This window comes from Acinetobacter haemolyticus CIP 64.3 = MTCC 9819, assembly GCF_000369065.1.
In the GTDB taxonomy this organism is placed as follows: domain Bacteria; phylum Pseudomonadota; class Gammaproteobacteria; order Pseudomonadales; family Moraxellaceae; genus Acinetobacter; species Acinetobacter haemolyticus.
This window is the reverse complement of the sequence record NZ_KB849812.1, coordinates 163,597-181,961: the sequence shown is the minus strand read 5'-3', so window position 1 is coordinate 181,961 and position 18,365 is coordinate 163,597. Positions and strand designations below refer to the sequence as shown.

The following is an 18,365-nucleotide window of genomic DNA, read 5'->3' as shown; positions in this document are numbered from 1 at the left end:
ACGGTGTTTTCACATTTATTACATGCGCTCTCACAGCATGAAAATCAAAATTTAATTTAAATCTAAACCATAAAATCGTGTGGTGATGTTCCTATTTTCTTTGTATGGAAATGGGGCGCATCCGAATTGGTTGTTTTTGTGAATAGAACATGATGACGAATAATCAAAATATGACGTTAAACCGTATAACGCTCATGTTTCCTTTAGCTTTGGTGCTATTTGAGTTTGCGGTTTATATTGGTAATGACTTGATACAGCCTGCAATGCTGTCGATTACCCAAGAATTTGGTGTCAGTGCGACGTGGGCTCCTTCATCTATGTCATTTTATTTATTGGGTGGTGCCAGTGTTGCGTGGTTGCTTGGCCCCCTTTCAGATCGACTTGGACGTAAAAAGTCCTGCTAGCGGGTGTCGCTTTCTTTACGATATGTTGCTTGTTGATTTTATTGACACATAACATTGAACAATTCTTAGCATTCCGTTTCTTACAAGGTATTGGTTTGACTGTCATTTCCGCAGTTGGTTACGCGGCTATTCAAGAAACATTTGAAGAGCGAGATGCCATTAAGGTCATGGCGTTGATGGCCAATATTTCTTTGCTTGCGCCATTATTAGGCCCTGTACTGGGTGCTTTTTTAATTGAACATATTTCTTGGCATTGGGGCTTTGTTGCAATTGCATCAGTTTCTTTTTTGAGTTGGTTTGGTTTAAAGAAATTTATGCCATCTGTACAAGAAAGCAGAGCCAAGCAACCATTTAGTTATATCTTTGATGATTTCAAAAAGGTATTTAGTAATCGTCGTTTCTTAGGTACAAGTTTAGCTTTGCCTTTGGTTGCGATGCCATTGATGTTATGGATTGCATTGTCTCCTGTGATTTTGGTCGATGAGTTGAAACTGAGTAGTTTGCAATATGGCTTGGCGCAATTTCCAATTTTCTTCGGTTTGATTGCGGGCAACATCGTCTTGATCAAAGTCATGGATCGTTTTGCATTAGGTAAAACCATCTTGGTGGGTTTGCCGATTATGTTTCTCGGTACATTATTTCTGATTTTGGGTGTCATTTGGCCGCTGTATTTAGTGCCATGTTTATTGATCGGTATGACTTTGATCAGCTTTGGCGAAGGGATTAGTTTCTCTGTGATGTATCGTTTTGCCTTGATGTCCTCAGAAGTATCGAAGGGAACAGTAGCTGCAGCGGTATCCATGGTGATGATGATGAGTTTCTTCATTATCATTGAGTTGGTTCGTCTAATGTATACTTATTTCCATATTTGGGCTTTTGCACTCGCAAGCGTGACCTTGATTGCTTTATGGTTTGCTCAGCCTAGACGTGTTTTGAAACAAGTAATGCAAGATCGTCAGCAGCAAGGCATAAATTAAAACCGCTGAAATGTGAGTTGATTAGCGAATTTCCAGTTCTAGAAGTTTATTTTTCAACATCACCAGTTCAGTGAGGGTCTCAAGTAACAGACTAATTTGTTTTAGCAACAATTGGTTTTGCTCTGAGACCTGACCCTGCGAACTTAAGTGCTGGATTTTGACTAGCATGTCTTCAATTTGCTGATGTGGAATCGGTTGTTGTTGAGTCAAAGCATGTTTGAGCAGTTCAACACTTTGATCAAGCAGCGCCAAGATGTGTTGATCTTGAATTTGAGTACGTTGATGACCCAGTGCCGAAACGTAGCTCAACTGACTATGACTATAGACCAAGTAGCGAAATGCATAATGGATCAGTTCTTGATTGGGTTGTGGTTCGGTACTGAGACTCGAAATCATATTAGACAGCTCGATCTGCGCATTATGTGCCGCACGACGCGCTTTTCGATATTCAAGATCATTGGAACGACCTTGATGATATTGCTGGATGACAGCATCGAAGTAATCCAGCGTTGCTTGACTACTTTTACGGATGTTTTCAGGAATATTGCGGAAGTTCCAATCTGGCCAAATCAAATTCACTGCTAACCAAGCAATGGCACAGCCAATCAGCGTATCGATCATTCTTGGTAAAACGATACTAAAACCAGCACCTTTAAGATTAAAAATCAATAAAACCATCAGTGTTGCCATCACCGTAGCCAGCGCGTATTTCTTTTGGCGTAAATAGAAAAAGTACACACCGCTAATCACGGTAATGATGAGTTGTCCCTCAATACTGGGTACAAAATAAAGTATAGGTATGCCTAACAACACACCCAATAACGTGCCGATGGTTCTGAGTTTTAGCCGACTTTTGGTTGCAAAATAGGTGATCTGGCAAACAAATAAACTGGTCAGTAAAATCCAATAACCATTTTTGGCAAACGGCAGCAAAGAAATTGCATAACCTACAGCAAAGACGATTGCTAAACGAATAGCATGACGAAATAAAGCAGACTGTGGACTAAGATGTTGCTTAATTTTTAAGAAGAAGTCCTGAAATCCCTGAATATCTTCATCTAGTAGATTGAGGTGTGCTTGCTGATGTTGTGGTGATCCCGTTTCAATGTTTTGTTTTAATTGCAGTTGCGCGAATTGTTCGTGAATACTTTTTAAGTTATTCAAAATGAGTTCTAAGTTTTTAACTTCTAAATTATATGGGTGTTGCGCGATCCAATCTTGCATTGAGGCTTCGAGTTGGGCAAGGGCAGCATCGGCAAGTGGGCTGTTTTGATAAGTGGTTTTATGTAGCAATGCCTGACTCAGTTTTTTGCAGGCTGTTGCTTGTAAGAACATATTTTTTTGTATACGGAAAATTAAATCACTGCGGTTAAAGTTCTGATGGATTTTTTCATAATGTAAATAATTTGAGGTCACTTGTTCATGGATATCTTGGGCAAAATAATACAAATTTAACCAATAGATACTGCTGTTATTCATGCGTGAAGATTTAAGGCGAGAGAGCAAAGATTGTTTGGCTTGATTCAGGCTATTCACCACCTGTGCATTTTTCTGTGAGAGTTCAAATAGCAGCGTTTCAACATTATCGACATTGTCAGGATCGAACAGCTTAGCTTTGCTCTGTAACAGCTCCCCCATTTCTTTAAACGTAGTCGAAATCTTTTCTTGTAGCGGTAATGTAGGGTGAATGATAAAAAACAGGATAGAGGTAAAACCATACCACAGCGCACCACAGACAAAATAACTAGGTTGCTGATACCAATGTGGGTAATCACCCAATCCAAACATGGTGTAGATGGAAAGTAAGATTGTGCCAAAAGAAATAGTAGCGTAGCGTTGACCTAATGCACCCATGAGTACAAAAGCAGCACTAGATAAACTCAAATAGACGATAAACCAGAATTTATAAGGTGCTAGAAAGGTTAAAATTGTACTGACCGTAAAAAACAGTACACAGACGTAAAATAAGTTTCGAAGTCGGATGCTGAGTCGGTCATCAAAATCAGTCAGGGCTGCTGCAATTGCACCTAGGGTGACAGGCACAATAAATTCACTTAGACCCAATGCGTGTAGCAGTAGTGTTGTACCGATTAAAACAATAAAAATTTGTAGGCAATACCGCAAAATTGAATTTGATCCAAAACGATTAAAGAGCAGATACAGACTATTCATAATTATTTTTCTTCAATTGATCTGGTTTTTGTCATACAAACAAATCTTCCTGATCGAAGTATTGTTTGATCAATATGATATGTCATTTTTTGCATCAAGATTAGGTTGATTGTTCAACTAATTATTAAGCAAGATCCATGCACAGTTATGATTTTGAATATTAGTAATGGACAATTACTAGACTTCTTTCTTAAATGCCTTTGATGCTGTCTATCGGGATACTATAAAGAATGCACCAATACTTAAGGAAGAAGTTTAGTCAATAAGTGAGAAAACTGTGGATATCTTTTAAGATACCCACAGCGATTTATTTAGGATCAGGAGGAGCATCAAGTTGAGCAACAGGTTGCTGTTCGACATTTTCATGTAGCCATTCGCGCCAAATTGCCAGTAATACCGCCAAGATGACAGGTCCAATAAACAAGCCAACAAGACCGAAACTCGCAATGCCGCCTAAGACACCAAACATAATCAATAAGAACGGAATCTGTGTTGCGCCAGAGATCACAAGTGGACGAATAACATTGTCAGCACTGCTTACAATCAATACTCCCCATGTCACGACACCAATTGCTTCAACCGTTTGTCCTTGGGCAAATAGCCATAACCCAACGCCAAGATATGAAACAGGGGTTCCAAATGGAATCAATGCCAATATGAAAGTAACAATCGTCAGCAACATCGGGTTCGGCACGCCAGCGACAAAATAACTTAAACCCGCTAAAAGTGCTTGGGCGACTGCTGTTAAACCGATGCCGTATACCACAGCACGTGTGGTTTCTGAGATGGTTTGCAAGTAATGGTGTACACGAGGGCCGATCACCATTTCGAGTGCACGACTGACTTGCGCCAAGATGGTTTGTCCATCTCGATAGAAAAAGAATAAAGTCATCAAGGCAAAGGTCAATTTGACCAAGTTACGGCTAATTTCACTTAGGACAAAGCGACCATAACTTAAATGGCTTTGAATCCATTCTGCAATACTGCGGGTGATGCTATTGGGGTCACCGCTGAGTTCATTGATTGTATGGCTAATATCTTCACCGATAACAGGAAGGTTTCGAATGAAGTCAGGAACTTGAATATGCCCTGAAAATAATTGTTTTTGTAAGTTCATGTAGAGGTTTCGACCTTCTAATTGAAGTAAGAAGATCGCAAAAATAAAAGGGACTCCAATCACTAGAATGACCAAACTAATCATAATTGTTGCATTCAAGGTTGGACGATTTTCCCCAAAAAAGCGACGTTGCACCCATAGGTAAACTGGCCACGTCATATAAGCAATAATCGCGGCCCAAAGAACTGGAACAATAAAATATTTGAGAATATTAAATCCCAAAAACATCAGGACAAAGAACAGTCCAAACAGCAAAACGCGTTGTAAGACAGGAGCGTATTGTTGCACCATAATTTTCTCTAGTGCTTGAAGTTGAATGAATCCATATTAACTGAAAAATCAGAGCAGCGATATTTTCCTTTTCATCTTTTAAGATTTGATATCAAAAGATTACCTTTCTTTGCAAAAGCTAAAACCATTCACTCGGATCATCAACCAACTGATTGAGCACAGGCTGCCATTGGCTTTGTATCATCACAAAATTCTTTTGTGATTTATCAAAAATACTCAAACCTTGCATAGCGAGTGTTCCATAGGCGCTTCGTTCAGAAATCCATGCCACAGGGGGATGCTCAATTTTGGTAAAAAAGTTTTGAATGTCTTTGGAACTCGCGCTATTTGGCTTAACGCGATTGGCAATCAGTAAAATTTGTACTTTACCTTTACGAATGCGTTTAATCTCTTGTAAATGTTTGAGGAAGCGACGAGTACTATCAATATCAAAAAATGAAGGCTGTATCGGTGTGACAATCGCATGTGCTTCACTGACCAGTTGTTCAGCATGTTCACCTGAAAGTGCCCCAGGCGCATCAATAATCAAATAATCCAAGTTTTTAGGTGCATCACCAATTGATTTCTCATGGCGCCAATCTAGACTTTGGATCTCTGTGACGGTTTCAGGACGTTGTTTTAACCATTGTAATGCGGATTTTTGATTGTCAGCGTCTGCTAAAGCAACCTTATATCCTTTTTGTGATAATGCTGTAGCGAGGGTGATTGCCGTCATGGTTTTACCACAGCCACCTTTTTGATTTGCGATTAATATTGTCTTCATGAACTTAGATTTATTTAACAGGTCTTTATATATTCAACTATACCTTAGCATCTTTTTTACCAGAGTGTGTGACACATGACAAAAGTTTAATGTTGCAGTTAAATAGCAACCTTGAAGGATAAGGACGTTTTTATGTCGGTTTGGCTTGCAATGCTGATAGGTGCTTGTATCGGTGTGGTTTTGACCACAATTATTTTGTCCAATAGTCGTAACGGACGAATTCAAGCAGAGTATGAAAAATATATTGCAGAATTAGAGTTGGAACATAAACAAGCATTATTAGATGCACAGAAACGCAGTGTGAATACCAGTCGTGCTGTACTCAAAGGAAAAATGGCTGAGCAGTTTGCGCCCATCCTTCCAGAGTTTCGTTATTTACCCAGTGATGCTAAGTTTTTGGGCGACCCAGTGGATTATGTCATTTTTGATGGTTATACCGACTTTCGTGATGGGGATGGCGAGGCCGAAGATATTGAGGTGATTTTACTGGATATTAAAAGTGGTGGTGCACGCTTGAGTAAAGGGCAGCAAGCCATTGCTCAAGCAGTGCAAGAAGGGCGGGTACGCTTTGAAACGCTGAGAATTGATTTTGAGGGCTAGGCATTTTTAGACTTTTGTACTCTTGCCAATAACATTTTTTGAGCAATGACGGGGATACCTTCAGCGTCAAAATATTCTTTTTCTGCAAATTGAAACTTTGTTTGCAATAGATGCCGTTCTATATCTCGGTTGAGATGGCAGCCATCGCCAATGCGCTTTTGAATTGGTGTTAATATCGTTTGTAGAGATTGGATTTTAGCAGAATCTGGATGTTTGACATGTTCTAACAAGTGGAATGTTCCCGTTGGTTTTAGCACACGGAAAACTTCTGCAAGTGCTTGGTCGAGTTGAGGAATACTACACAATGTCCATGTTGATACAACATGATCCAAAGACGCATCAGCAAAAGGCAGCTTTTCTGCGCTGGCTTGAATATGTTTGACATAGAATGGCGCATGTTGAACACGTTCTACCGCAAGTTGGTAGATATCAGGATTTGGTTCTAATGCATATAGCGTGTCGATATTGCCATAAAATGGAATATTTAGGCCCGTACCAAAGCCGATTTCTAGTACATCGCCTTCAATCGGCAGTAATAGTTCACGACGTCGATCCATCAAACTGGCTGTTTGCATGACTTGATTGAGTAAATGAGGAAAGATACGGCGTTGATAAAATTGATAAATCATACAGATCCATCCCTTGATTAAATAAAGCAACACATAAATAACAGCACAAAAATATGACCAAAGTGAGTTTGATTGTTACTAAAAAACGCACTTTTTTTCACCATCCAAGCATACTATGAAGAGAGTTAGTTTTTTAAGTTTTTAGTGATATTTTGAGGATGATTGAGCCATGAAAAAGCGTCTATGGATGAGTTTATGCATGGTTGCGGCACTTGGACAAACACACGCATCAAGTAATGGCGTTGAATATAATATTGCCAACGGCTTAGCGCCAGTTGTGAAGTACCAATCAATTTCTGTGCTTCAACCTTTTGATGGGAACTTTCGAATTCTTGGTTCTAAAGTCTATCATGATGATGAGCAAGCAAAATTTTCACCGATTGATTACGCCGTGAGTCTGGATTTATTTACCGATCCAGAAATTGCTCGAACCATCTCGGTTCGTCAGTATGATCGTTATCTCAATTGGAACATGAAAACTTTGCCTGTGCCACCTGATCAAGCCATTAAAATGGTATCAAATATGCACATCATTCCAGCAAATCCTGAGATTGCAAAGCAAATCAAACAAGTCAAGCGTGGGGATTTAGTCAATCTAAAAGGTGAGTTGGTTGAAGTGCGTGATAAGGATCTAGTTTGGACATCTTCTCTAACTCCTGGTGGTGTAGGTGATGGGGCGTGTGAGTTATTTCGTGTGAGTTCGATTGAATGGATCGAAAGACAGAAAATTTAAAAAGATAGCTTTAAATGGAAAAAAGCCCCTGAGTTTAAGACCAGGGGCTTTTTTATGAGATAAATGTATAAACTTTCAATTAGTCTTCAGGTGTTTGCTTGTTTTTCCAGTGGTGTAATTGGCTTTGAGCATGCAAATACTGATTAAGTTGGTCTACTTGCTGAGCAGAATCTGCTTGAGTATTCGGTTGATCCAAAACTTTGGCTTGATGTTCCCAATAACTATAGAGTAGACCTTGGATATAACGTCCTTGTTCGGTTTTAAGATCTAGTTCCTTGAGCATCGTCAGCGCAGATTTTACATTATCCTTTTGGCGTTGCTGTTCAAACTCAGGTGTGAGTGTCCCTTTTTCACGCATTTCCGCTACTTCAATTTCCATACTGTCCGTCATGTCCGTGAAGCGTTGATCGTAATCTTCTAGAATGGCAATATCCGCAGCGTCATTTGCAGTATCAGGAAATTGCTTGATTGGTACTGGATTGAGTTGACCAATTGCATCTTTGACAGAATCACTCGTTCGATCATTTGATCGTGAGGGTTCTTGTTCTTTGTTACATGCACTGAGCATGAGCGCTGCAGTTAATGTAAATGTGATCGCCAGCGTTTTTTTAATTTTAGACATAGTTCCACTCAAGTTGATATTTTCTGAAAATGATAAGCAAAAGTACGATAAGGAAAGTCAATCCGATCTTGCGGATTTAATCCCGTAAAATCAAATACAATTTGTTCAAATTTTGCCTTTAATCGTTGTTGCTCGTGTTGGGGCATGGCAGCAATAAAACTGGTCGAAAGTAAGCGCTTACTCACCACTTGTTCTACTGTACCATGATGATAGAGCTGGAAGTTTTGTAGTCCATTGAATTTGAACAGTCCTTGATGTTCAAATACCTGTTTCCATTGTCCAGTATGGTAACGAGGCGTATCACCTTCGAATGGCGCAATCTCATTTGCTAGGGCTTTCACCCAATCGACGTCAATATCGCGTTGATTCCAGACTAGGCCTAAATGTCCTGAAGGCGCTAACACACGATGCATCTCTTTCAATGTTTTTAGATTAGCAAACCAATGAAATGATTGTGCGCAAATAATGGCATCAATGGATTCATCATCCAAAGGGAGTTGATCACTAAACGCTTGTAGTGAAATTACCATAGGATGTGCTTGTTGTAACTGCTGTAACATTTCGGTTACAGGCTCGATCGCTACAATTTTTGCTTGGGTTTGTAAGAGGTAAGGTAAGAATTTGCCAGTCCCAGAACCTAGGTCGATAACAGTGGAATTTTCATCTATCTGGAGTCGATCTTGCAGCCAAACCCCTATTTCTTGTGGATAATTGGGGCGAACCTGTTGGTAGAGTTCAGCCCCTGAACTAAAGCCCTTTTGTGCCGCTGGATGCAAGGATTGTGTCATTTTTTGCGCTTTTTAATCTGCCCGATCTCTATAAAATAAGATACTCCGCAATTTTGGATTGGCAAAGTAAGTATTTGTTGATTCCCATCAAGGATCTTTTTTTAGTGTGAGCATGGATAAACAAATAATATTTGAAGATGATCATATTCGCGTTATTTTTTTAAAAGGTTCAAGTGATACTTTAGTGGTTTCGTTTGGCGATTTGATTAGTCGCGCTAAAGGCATGTCCATCAATGCTGAAAAATCATTAATAAAATACCAATACAATGTGATCGGCATTATGCCGAAGCAAAAGACATGGTTTCCCAAAAGCAGCATGCTCAACATGCAGCAACAGATTCAACCATTTTTAGCACAGTTTAAAGAGCGAGTCGGCTATGGTGGCTCGATGGGTGGCTATGCTGCCATTAAGTATTCAAATTTATTGAATATGCAAAAAATTGTGGCTTTTGTACCGCAATACACCATTGATCCTGAAGTGGTGCAAGACCGCCGTTATGCAGAGTTTTTTGATGTATCAATTCATCAACATATGGAAATTCAACCGGATGAAGTTGATTCATCTCGTGAATATATCATTGTCTATGATCCATATTTTGCTGAAGACAAAGAGCATTTCTTAAAAATTAAACCATTATTACCGCAAATGCATGTGATTCATTTACCCTTTACAGGACATGAAGCACTTTCTGTTTTGGCGAGTTCTGAATTACTGAATGATTTTGTTGAAAAGCCATTTGATATTACCTACTTCTATCAGCGGGTTCGTCAAGTGAAGAAGCAGAGTAAGTTCTATTATCGTCATGTACTTGATGCCTTACTGCCTCGACATCATCAGGCGTTATTAAAAATTTTAGAAAATAATGATCTACAGTTAGATGAACGTTATTTCGATGCGGTGATGAAACAAAAACTCGTGCAGCAATTGTTCCGAATGAAACAGGGCACTGAGCAGAACTTAGTGAAATTAGGAGCATTACCCCATTTTGTGCAACAAAATGGGGCGGTAAGCCCAAAAGTTAGCACGAGTCAGCATGAGTTCTTGGTTTTTAATTTGGTGAGTTTAAAACTCGAAAGTTATAGCGCAGATGTGATTGCTGCACAGTCGCAATATTTGCTCCCTTTAAATGGTAAAGGTACTGCTTTGGTCGAGTTAGCGTTGAATGGCGACCATTATTTATTGACGATGAATGATCGGGGGATACATAAGCTGATCGCGTTAGATGAACCGTTACCTTTGGATCAATCGCCGTTAATTTTTAAGCAATACGCTGAATTTTGCAGTGTGAGCTATAAGCAATTGACTCTAGCTTGTGATGCAAACGGTTTAAGCCATTTTATTGAAAATAACGTAGATGAACAGACCAAATTATTCTTGATTTGAGTGCGAAATCAGAAGCATAAAAAAAGCCTTTTGAGCATTCAAAAGGCTTTTTTTGATGAATATTTGAGATTAGTTCGCGCCCACTTTAGCATTGGTGTTTACATTCGCGTTTACGCCTAACACTTTTACACCAACATTTGCACCTGCTTGTGCTTGTTTTCGATCAGCATTCAAGCCTGTTTGTGCTTGCACAGATGAGTTGCCAACATGAACGCTAGTTTGTGTATTTAGACCAATTGATTTTGATTCAGCTTTACGATCCTGATAGCGTTTTTTAGCCTCTGCACGTGTCTCAGTAGCGACAGTTTTACCATCTACTGCTTTGTTTACCGCGTAGTTGCTTCCATTTTTAACAGCAGCACCAGTCGTGTGAATGACAGATGAGCCAACATTTGCAGCAGTGCCCACCGTTTTTTGGGTGACATTTACCCCAGTGTTTACAGCCGCATGACCAACATGTTGAGCTGTTTGACCTACACCTTGTGCTGTATTTTTGACTGCACCCGTAACGCCTTTAATTAAGCCGTTTGACTGTACAGAAACTTGTGCTGAGCCACTCGCATTTGCACCCACGTTTTGTGCAAAAACTGATGCAGAAGCAAGAATACTTGTTGTCACGATAGCTGTTTTGATCATTTTTTTCATTGCGGTTTCCTTAAGTGATGTGCCATATCAGGGCACTTCATAATCGCCATCGCATCATAGCGAGCAAAAAGGAGAAAGCTATGGATTTCAGCAAAACTTTACAAGTACGTTACAGCAGAAACACACTCTAGCGGTAAATTGTGGAGAATGCCTAAAACTATAAATATTTGAAATATATAGTTTTAATTAAGGTTTGAAATCTATATATCTCTTGGTGATTAGCTTATTTTATGATGCAGCTAATCTCGATGAAAATGAAGGAGAGCCGTTCTTTTATCTAATTTTTACTCAAATATGATTTAAATTTAAAAGTGGCATTTTTATTGCTTGGTATAAAAGTGTGGAAAATTTATTTTGAGTTTCCATTAAATTTATTGATCTCAATAGAAAACTTATCATCTCTCAAACCATTCTACTATGAGGTAATTGCCGTCTAAAAACCAAGTATTATCGCAATTTGCATTTAATTCATTTCAATGTTTGTAAAATATGAAAATTAATGTGAATATTAATGTTAATAATTATTGGTTAATAGATGATTAAAACAAAACCTTGCAATAAGCAGTAAAAGAAATATTGGAGAATATGAATGAAAATGATTGCGGCATTTTTACTCTTATTGGTTGGATTAGGCGTGATCGTACTGTATTTCCAACCATCTGACCCACTGACTTCATCAAATGATCTGTATATCCACCAGATGAAAGATGATTATCTTGAAGTTCCATCCAAACCACTCAATCAGCAGGAGATTAACCAAAAAGAGATTAAAACAACAACTTTATTAAACCAATCTGGCACATCGGAAGAGGAGGCTCAATTTTATAACACCAAAAGTGACCCAGCGATTCAACCGATAGATCCAGAAACTGATCCAGCAAATCAAATTAAAACGCTTTAATCATCGCATGGTCTTTATCCAAGCCCATGAGAGATACATGTTCTTTATCCAAGAACAATGGAGATAGAAATTGAAAAATAAAACGTTGTTATTACTAAGTTTATGTATTTTATACAGTACCAATACTACAGCAGCAGCGCTGAGTGCAGCACAGTTAAAGCAACAGTTGAATTCAACTGCTTTAGCTAAAGTTGCTAAAGGCAAGATCGATCTTAATGCTTTGGTAAATAATGAGTCGAATGATTTACTCATTGAGTATGAGACGAATTTTTCTCATATTTCACCAAGTGCAGAAAAGCGGAGTTATATTGCTGAGGGAAAAACGCAGTTTAAAGCAAAATTTGCTCAAGCTTCAGGTTTCCAAACTTTACGCGAATTTAATGGAATACCGATGGGGCTCTATCGAATTCAAGACCGAAAAACATTGGCTCAGGTTCTAAATGATCCTTCAGTCAAAGGGGTATATCCGAATCGTAAGAATACACCGACCACAATGCAAAGTTTGCCATTAATCAATCAACCTCAAGCTGTAGCGAATGGCTTTACAGGCGAAGGTTCGAGTGTCGTGGTGATCGATACTGGGGTGAATTATAAGCACTCGGATTTCGGTTGTACGGCAGTCAATACGCCAGCTTCAACCTGTCGCGTGGTGCATTCCTTTGATACTGCACCTGACGATGGCAGCTTAGATGATGATGGGCACGGTAGTAATGTTTCGGCCATCGTTGCTAAAGTTGCGACGAAAACTAAAATTATTGGTATCGATGCATTTAGAAAGGTCAGATCCCAAGGGCAATGGGTCAGCACGGCCTATGATAGTGATATTCTCGCAGGTGTAAATTGGGCAGTAAATAATGCTCAAGCCTATAATATTAAAGCGATTAATATGAGTTTGGGCGTGCCTGGAGTGAAATATACCTCGGAATGCCAAAACAGTAGTTACGCAACTGCCTTTGCCAATGCACGTGCAGCCGGGGTTGTTCCTGTCGTCGCATCTGGTAATGATGGATTTGCTGATGGGATATCTTCACCAGCATGTGTGGCAGGTGCCGTGCGTGTAGGTGCTGTATACGATAGTAATATGGGAAGTTTAGCGTGGAGTAATTGTACTGATAGAACTACAAATGCGGATAAGGTTACTTGTTTCAGCAATGGTGGTTCACTGGTCACTTTAATCGCACCAGGTGCATTGATTACCGCAGGTGGTGAGACACAAGGTGGAACATCACAAGCTGCACCGCATGTGGCAGGGGCGATAGCATTGTTGCGTGCGAATAGTGTGAGTCCAACGGAAAGCATTGATCAAACCATTCATCGCTTGAGAGTCACAGGCAAGTCAGTTACTGATACGAGAACTGGTTTGGTCTTCCCGCGTATTGATGTATTGGCTGCAAGTAACGGCTTATCATCCAATTAAGGTTAATTTTTTATAGTTTAAATTGATCTAGAGTACGTTTTAAAGTGCCATAACTCGTTGCATGATCTTAATCTGCAACGAGTTTTTTTTAAATTATTAATGACATTTAGCTAAATTGTCAGCACTAAAATTACTTTGCAGCTTCTTAAAATTTGCTTGAATGGCTGGTTCTTGAATATTAAATATGGCGGATGTTTGGGTGGGTGAGTTGGTATTATTTGAATATTGTGTTGTGCTGGTGCTGGCTGAAATTAAGCCTTGACGATTAAAAATCCAATGCTCCACAGCTTGACCACCCTCAAAATTACCCGTGAATTCAATAAAGCAATTTTTCGGTTGTTGAATAAGTCGAGCGGTATTGTTTTCGGTCGTAGGGGTTGCTTCGATATTTTGAACTTGTTCTAAAATTTGAGTAGCTGTAGTTGTCTGGATCGGAGAAGAAGAACAGCCTGTAAAGATAAGGCTTGTGGTGATTGAAAATAAAAGTGCTTTTAACGGCGTTACATTCATGTGCGAAATTCCAGTTCTATAAATATCAATCATTTCAGTGTGTCGGCAAAGCGAGTTAAGTTCAATTTAGTTTTTGAAATGGCCATGTAAATTTATAATGAATTCTTTGGAAAAGATAAAAATATAATTAGTAATTTGTATCAAAAATGACCATCGGAAAGCTCAGTCAGGTTAATGAACTTATTTTTAGTTTATGCCATGTTGTATGCGGAATGAAAATAAGGGAAAACGAGTCATGAATACCAAGTCGAAGACTGTGCCATTTTATCGAGTGATTGTGATCGGTGGTGGTTTTGCGGGTTTAGGTGCTGCGATTAAACTCAAACAAGCGGGTATTCATGATTTCATCTTGTTCGAAAAAGCCAATGAACTCGGTGGTGTATGGCGTGAAAATACCTATCCGGGATGTGCCTGTGATGTGCCATCGGCATTGTATTCATATTCTTTTGAGCCGAATCCTACATGGAGTCGAGTGTTCGCGGGACAAGCGGAAATCAAACAATATTTACAGAACACCGCGCAGAAATATCAAGTTTTACCGCATGTTCATTTCAATCATGAAGCCTTAGCTGCAACGTGGTCGGATGTTAAACAGTGTTGGATTATCAAAACCAATCAAGGTGAATTCCATTCACAATTTGCGATCATGGCATGTGGACCAATGCATGAACCTGTGATCCCAAATGTAAAAGGTCTCAAAGATTTTGGAGGTGAAATTTTCCATTCATCTCGTTGGCGACATGACTTAGATTTAGCAGGGAAACGTGTTGCGGTGATTGGTACAGGCGCATCTGCAATTCAGTTTGTGCCGCAAATTCAGCCTTTGGTAAAACAACTCACTGTATTTCAACGTACACCACATTGGGTATTACCAAAGTCAGATATGCCACTGCCAAGTGCCATTCAAACTTTATTTAAATATATCCCTGTCTCTCAGTCGGTGATGCGTGGTTCAGTCTATGGCATCTTTGAAACCTTAAATGGTGGATTACAAAGTAATGCTGCGATGCGACAAGTACAGCGTATTGCCGAATTTCATATTAAACAGGGTATTAAAGATCCTGAATTACGTCGTAAAGTCACACCAAATTATGTAATCGGCTGTAAACGTATTCTGCAATCTAATGAATGGTATCCAGCTCTAGCCCAAGACAATGTCAATGTTGTCGCAGGTGCATTAAGTGAGGTGAAAGGCAAACAGTTGATTGCCAGTGATGGTTCAAGCTTTGAAGCCGATGTGATTATTCTTGGGACGGGCTTTGAGGTGGCTGAACCACCAATTGCTCAGCGTGTCTATAACCGTTATGGACAAAGTATGTCTGATGTGTGGCAGGGCAGTCCAGAAGGCTATATGGGAACGATGGTAGCAGATTGCCCGAATGGTTTCTTGATGTTTGGACCGAATATTGCGGTGAGTTCTTCGGCTTTTATCATTATTGAAGCGCAGCTCACTTATATTATAGATGCGTTGAAACAAGCGATTAAAAATAATATCAAAACCATAGAACCTGATCCTGTGCGTATCGCTGAGTTTAATCAACGCGTACAAGAAGCTTTACAAACCACGGTTTGGAACAAGGGTGGTTGTCAGAGTTATTTCATTGATCGGAACGGGCGAAATAGTACGGTCTGGCCGTGGACAACGTTTAAGATGCGTCAGCAACTCAGCCGTTTTAATTTAAATGAATATCTGATTGATCATCAGGTTAAGCTGGAAACTGAAACAGCTTAAATCTCTCTAATTATTAAAAAACCTCTAACTTTAAATTAGAGGTATTTTATTTTTAGTTTGATGATGGCTGACTAAGTTCAGCACGTTCAATAGGAACATTTCCATCATTGGTACCAACCACCGCATCTTTGGTGTCTTGCCATTTTTTAGCCGTAAATTGTTTGGCTTTTTGTGTTTGTTCCTGAACGATTTCAGATTGTTCAGCTGTATATTCTTTGGTGTTTTTCCATCTCTCACTCATTTTTTGTGAGGTGTTTTCAGATGCACCTTGGATAGATTCACCTAGGTTTTGCATGCCTTTGCCTGTTTTATATAGCAATACTCGACCAAGGCTTGGGTTGTCACCATAAGGGAGTGTTTTTTCTGCCGTTGCAGTGTTTGCATTCGCTGTAGTTGTATTTGTTTCGGCTGCCCAGAGAGAAGACGATGCGATCAGTGCAGTCGCTAAACACAGTGCAGGTACTTTTTTCATCATCTTTTATCCTTTCAGCGATACGTAATCGAGATTTATATCTTAGCCTGAGAACCTAAATAGATATGTAATTTTTACTAAAAAAGTACTTAATCAAGAGTCAAAATTAAGCTTAGATACTAATTCATTATAATTTTTCTTTGTACACGACAAAAAAAGATAACTCATTGAAATAATGGCATAATACTTGTTTTCTGACGACGAATATGATGACACATTTCAATGAGTTACATCTCATCTTAAACAAATATCTAAAGTGGAACAAGTCACATGCAAAATGTTTTACACTGATTATGCTTGCATTAATTGTAAAACAGACATGTAATCTTTCTTCTGCATCTAAAGCCTTACCCATCAAGTGCTTACCACAATCATTTTATCGACGTATACAACGCTTCTTTGCAGATCAGTATTTCGATTATCGTCAAATTTCTCAGTTAATTTTCAATATATTTTCATTCGATAAAGTCCAATTAACTTTGGATAGAACTAATTGGAAATGGGGAAAACGAGATATTAATATCTTGATGTTAGCCATCGTCTATCGTGGAATAGCGATACCTATTGTTTGGACATTGCTCAATAAACGTGGAAATTCAGATACAAAAGAGCGTATTGCTTTGATTCAACGCTTTATCTCCATTTTTGGTAAAGATCGTATTGTGAATGTGTTTGCAGACAGAGAATTTATCGGTGAGAAATGGTTTACATGGTTAATTGAAAATGACATTAACTTCTGTATACGTGTTAAAAAAACTTTATTGTGACCAATCACTTAGCCAAGAATCATAAAATTAGTGATTTATTTCGTCATCTTCAAGTTGGTCAAACTGAATGTCGTAAACGACGTATTTGGGTTGGTCGAGTGAAACTGTATATTAGTGCGCTACGATTAGAAGATGGAGAGCTTTTACTTGTTGTTTCTCCTATGTTTAATGCTTCTGCTATTCGTGATTATGCATTACGCTGGGAAATCGAAACGTTATTTAGTTGTCTCAAAGGACGTGGATTCAATCTTGAAAATACTCGTTTAACAGACCCTAGACGAGTCAAGAAATTGATAGCAGTGCTAGCTATCGGTTTCTGTTGGTGCTATTTAACAGGTGAATGGCAACATGATCGGAAAAAAGCGATAAAAATAAAGAAGCATGGACGACTTTCAGTAAGTTTATTTCGCTACGGTTTGGACTATGTTCAAATGGCTATTCTACGTTTGATTGGTTTTGGAAAAAAAGAAGAATTTAAGAAAGTGCTAGCAATTTTAAGAAAGAAAAAGCCTGATAGGACAAGGATCCTATGAAATTTGTCGTGTACAGAGATAATTTTTAATGATTAGCAGTTTATTGTTAAATATTTTCTTTAAATGTTTTTTTTGTTCAGTCGATAGAATCCCTAATTGTTGCATAGTCAAGGTCGGACGTTCTTTAGAGCCATCATATCGTCTTTGAAGCATCAAATCTTTTGGAGAAATATCTAGTAAAAAAATGTAGTCAAGATTAAATGAAAGTAATACCTCTTTTTTTACAAAGTATGATGATGAATCACTTTGCTCAATAATTGCGTGTAATTCTATGAAAATATCACTATTTTTTGATTTTTCTTTCAGTGCTTTAACTAATGTGCATTGATTTTCATCTAAAGTCATTTTATTTAAAGAAGATCGTTCAATTGGTCTATTCACCTCTTTAAGAAGTTCTGAAGCCGAATAACATTGAAAATCTTTATAGGTCTCCTCAAATTTTTTTCTAATAAAAGTTTTTCCACTTCCCGAAAGACCAAACAAACCGATAATCATAATTGCCTATCAATGAGGTTTTGTACACATTCCTTAGCATAACAAAATGACTGAGGTGCTGTGAACCCAAGTTTTCTGAGGTCTTTTAGATAAAGAGGGGTATCAAGTTTTTTTACATGTTTAATTTCAATCAAATAACAGTTTTCTTTCTCTTGCATATAGTCGTTGAAATACTGCTCAGAAATACATATTTTTTTTAGATGCTCTTCAGTAATCTCATTCTTCTTTAATATTTGAATTTGATTGATTTTCGCTGTCGCAACTATTGCTTTAATAGGGGTGGAACTATAGATTATGATTGTAGCTCCATTTATAAAATTTTTGCCAATTTTAGTTCGCATTTCTATGGTTTTGCTTCCATCTAAAATTAAATTTGTAAATTGAGGTTTTATACTTAGAACAATATTCATCAG

At 38.5% G+C, this 18,365-nt stretch carries 18 protein-coding genes and 1 pseudogene; 8 read left to right on the top strand and 11 right to left on the bottom strand.

The window, feature by feature from the left end:
* Positions 1–152: 152 nt before the first annotated feature.
* Positions 153–1,381 (top strand): annotated as a pseudogene (gene craA, locus F927_RS15005) (chloramphenicol efflux MFS transporter CraA).
* Positions 1,382–1,402: 21 nt separating this feature from the next.
* On the opposite strand, the gene yccS reads toward craA, so the two are convergent.
* The 3 genes from yccS to F927_RS14990 form a co-directional block, all read right to left on the bottom strand.
* Positions 1,403–3,553, bottom strand: a complete 2,151-nt coding sequence (gene yccS, locus F927_RS15000) for a YccS family putative transporter (protein WP_005086941.1) — start codon at positions 3,551–3,553, stop codon at positions 1,403–1,405.
* A 307-nt stretch (positions 3,554–3,860) separates the two neighbouring features.
* Positions 3,861–4,958, bottom strand: coding sequence for an AI-2E family transporter (locus F927_RS14995; protein ID WP_026056338.1), 1,098 nt, complete (start codon positions 4,956–4,958; stop codon positions 3,861–3,863).
* A 121-nt stretch (positions 4,959–5,079) separates the two neighbouring features.
* A complete protein-coding gene (locus F927_RS14990; RefSeq protein WP_005086938.1) occupies positions 5,080–5,724 on the bottom strand; it encodes a ParA family protein in 645 nt (214 codons plus the stop codon).
* 132 nt (positions 5,725–5,856) lie between these two features.
* Between F927_RS14990 and F927_RS14985 the strand changes: the two genes are divergently transcribed.
* Positions 5,857–6,324, top strand: a complete 468-nt coding sequence (locus F927_RS14985; protein ID WP_005086937.1) for a Holliday junction resolvase-like protein — start codon at positions 5,857–5,859, stop codon at positions 6,322–6,324.
* Here the strand turns inward: F927_RS14985 and F927_RS14980 are convergent.
* Positions 6,321–6,953: a class I SAM-dependent methyltransferase gene (locus tag F927_RS14980; RefSeq protein WP_004641203.1), complete on the bottom strand. Its 633-nt coding sequence runs from the start codon at positions 6,951–6,953 to the stop codon at positions 6,321–6,323. The two genes, F927_RS14985 and F927_RS14980, sit on opposite strands and share 4 nt — an antisense overlap.
* A gap of 169 nt (positions 6,954–7,122) precedes the next feature.
* On the opposite strand from F927_RS14980, the gene F927_RS14975 reads away from it, so the two are divergent.
* Positions 7,123–7,686 (top strand): hypothetical protein, encoded by a 564-nt coding sequence (locus tag F927_RS14975; protein ID WP_004641202.1) that lies wholly within the window; start codon positions 7,123–7,125, stop codon positions 7,684–7,686.
* A gap of 79 nt (positions 7,687–7,765) precedes the next feature.
* On the opposite strand, the gene F927_RS14970 is transcribed toward F927_RS14975, so the two are convergent.
* Both F927_RS14970 and F927_RS14965 read right to left on the bottom strand, forming a co-directional pair.
* Positions 7,766–8,308, bottom strand: a complete 543-nt coding sequence (locus tag F927_RS14970) for a hypothetical protein (protein ID WP_004641200.1) — start codon at positions 8,306–8,308, stop codon at positions 7,766–7,768.
* A gap of 8 nt (positions 8,309–8,316) precedes the next feature.
* Complete coding sequence (locus tag F927_RS14965; protein WP_005086935.1) at positions 8,317–9,096, bottom strand: class I SAM-dependent methyltransferase; 780 nt, start codon at positions 9,094–9,096, stop codon at positions 8,317–8,319.
* A 112-nt stretch (positions 9,097–9,208) separates the two neighbouring features.
* Here F927_RS14965 and F927_RS14960 point away from each other — a divergent pair, with 112 nt between their 5' ends.
* Positions 9,209–10,480, top strand: coding sequence for a hypothetical protein (locus F927_RS14960; RefSeq protein ID WP_005086933.1), 1,272 nt, complete (start codon positions 9,209–9,211; stop codon positions 10,478–10,480).
* 69 nt (positions 10,481–10,549) lie between these two features.
* On the opposite strand, the gene F927_RS14955 is transcribed toward F927_RS14960, so the two are convergent.
* Positions 10,550–11,125 carry a hypothetical protein gene (locus F927_RS14955; protein WP_005086932.1) on the bottom strand — a complete coding sequence of 192 codons (576 nt, stop codon included), beginning with the start codon at positions 11,123–11,125 and terminating at the stop codon, positions 10,550–10,552.
* A gap of 589 nt (positions 11,126–11,714) precedes the next feature.
* Here F927_RS14955 and F927_RS14950 point away from each other — a divergent pair.
* On the top strand, positions 11,715–12,026 hold the full coding sequence (locus F927_RS14950) for a hypothetical protein (RefSeq protein ID WP_004641190.1): 312 nt from the start codon (positions 11,715–11,717) through the stop codon (positions 12,024–12,026).
* A gap of 70 nt (positions 12,027–12,096) precedes the next feature.
* Positions 12,097–13,443 (top strand): S8 family peptidase, encoded by a 1,347-nt coding sequence (locus F927_RS14945; protein ID WP_005086929.1) that lies wholly within the window; start codon positions 12,097–12,099, stop codon positions 13,441–13,443.
* 96 nt (positions 13,444–13,539) lie between these two features.
* On the opposite strand, the gene F927_RS14940 is transcribed toward F927_RS14945, so the two are convergent.
* A complete protein-coding gene (locus F927_RS14940; RefSeq protein ID WP_005086927.1) occupies positions 13,540–13,953 on the bottom strand; it encodes a hypothetical protein in 414 nt (137 codons plus the stop codon).
* 235 nt (positions 13,954–14,188) lie between these two features.
* Between F927_RS14940 and F927_RS14935 the strand changes: the two genes are divergently transcribed.
* Positions 14,189–15,685 carry a flavin-containing monooxygenase gene (locus F927_RS14935; RefSeq protein WP_005086926.1) on the top strand — a complete coding sequence of 499 codons (1,497 nt, stop codon included), beginning with the start codon at positions 14,189–14,191 and terminating at the stop codon, positions 15,683–15,685.
* A gap of 52 nt (positions 15,686–15,737) precedes the next feature.
* Here the strand turns inward: F927_RS14935 and F927_RS14930 are convergent, their stop codons facing one another.
* Positions 15,738–16,157: a hypothetical protein gene (locus F927_RS14930; RefSeq protein ID WP_005086925.1), complete on the bottom strand. Its 420-nt coding sequence runs from the start codon at positions 16,155–16,157 to the stop codon at positions 15,738–15,740.
* A gap of 209 nt (positions 16,158–16,366) precedes the next feature.
* On the opposite strand from F927_RS14930, the gene F927_RS17135 reads away from it, so the two are divergent.
* A protein-coding gene (locus tag F927_RS17135; protein ID WP_107010211.1) for an IS4-like element ISAba33 family transposase occupies positions 16,367–17,457 on the top strand; the annotation gives its coding sequence in 2 pieces (ribosomal slippage) (positions 16,367–16,907 and positions 16,907–17,457; 1,092 coding nt in all).
* On the opposite strand, the gene F927_RS14915 is transcribed toward F927_RS17135, so the two are convergent.
* Positions 17,452–17,952, bottom strand: coding sequence for an ATP-binding protein (locus tag F927_RS14915; protein ID WP_005086923.1), 501 nt, complete (start codon positions 17,950–17,952; stop codon positions 17,452–17,454). The genes F927_RS17135 and F927_RS14915 overlap by 6 nt on opposite strands.
* A complete protein-coding gene (locus tag F927_RS14910; protein WP_005086921.1) occupies positions 17,949–18,362 on the bottom strand; it encodes an ASCH domain-containing protein in 414 nt (137 codons plus the stop codon). The genes F927_RS14915 and F927_RS14910 overlap by 4 nt, the downstream gene beginning before the upstream one ends.
* Between the last annotated feature and the right edge of the window lie 3 nt (positions 18,363–18,365).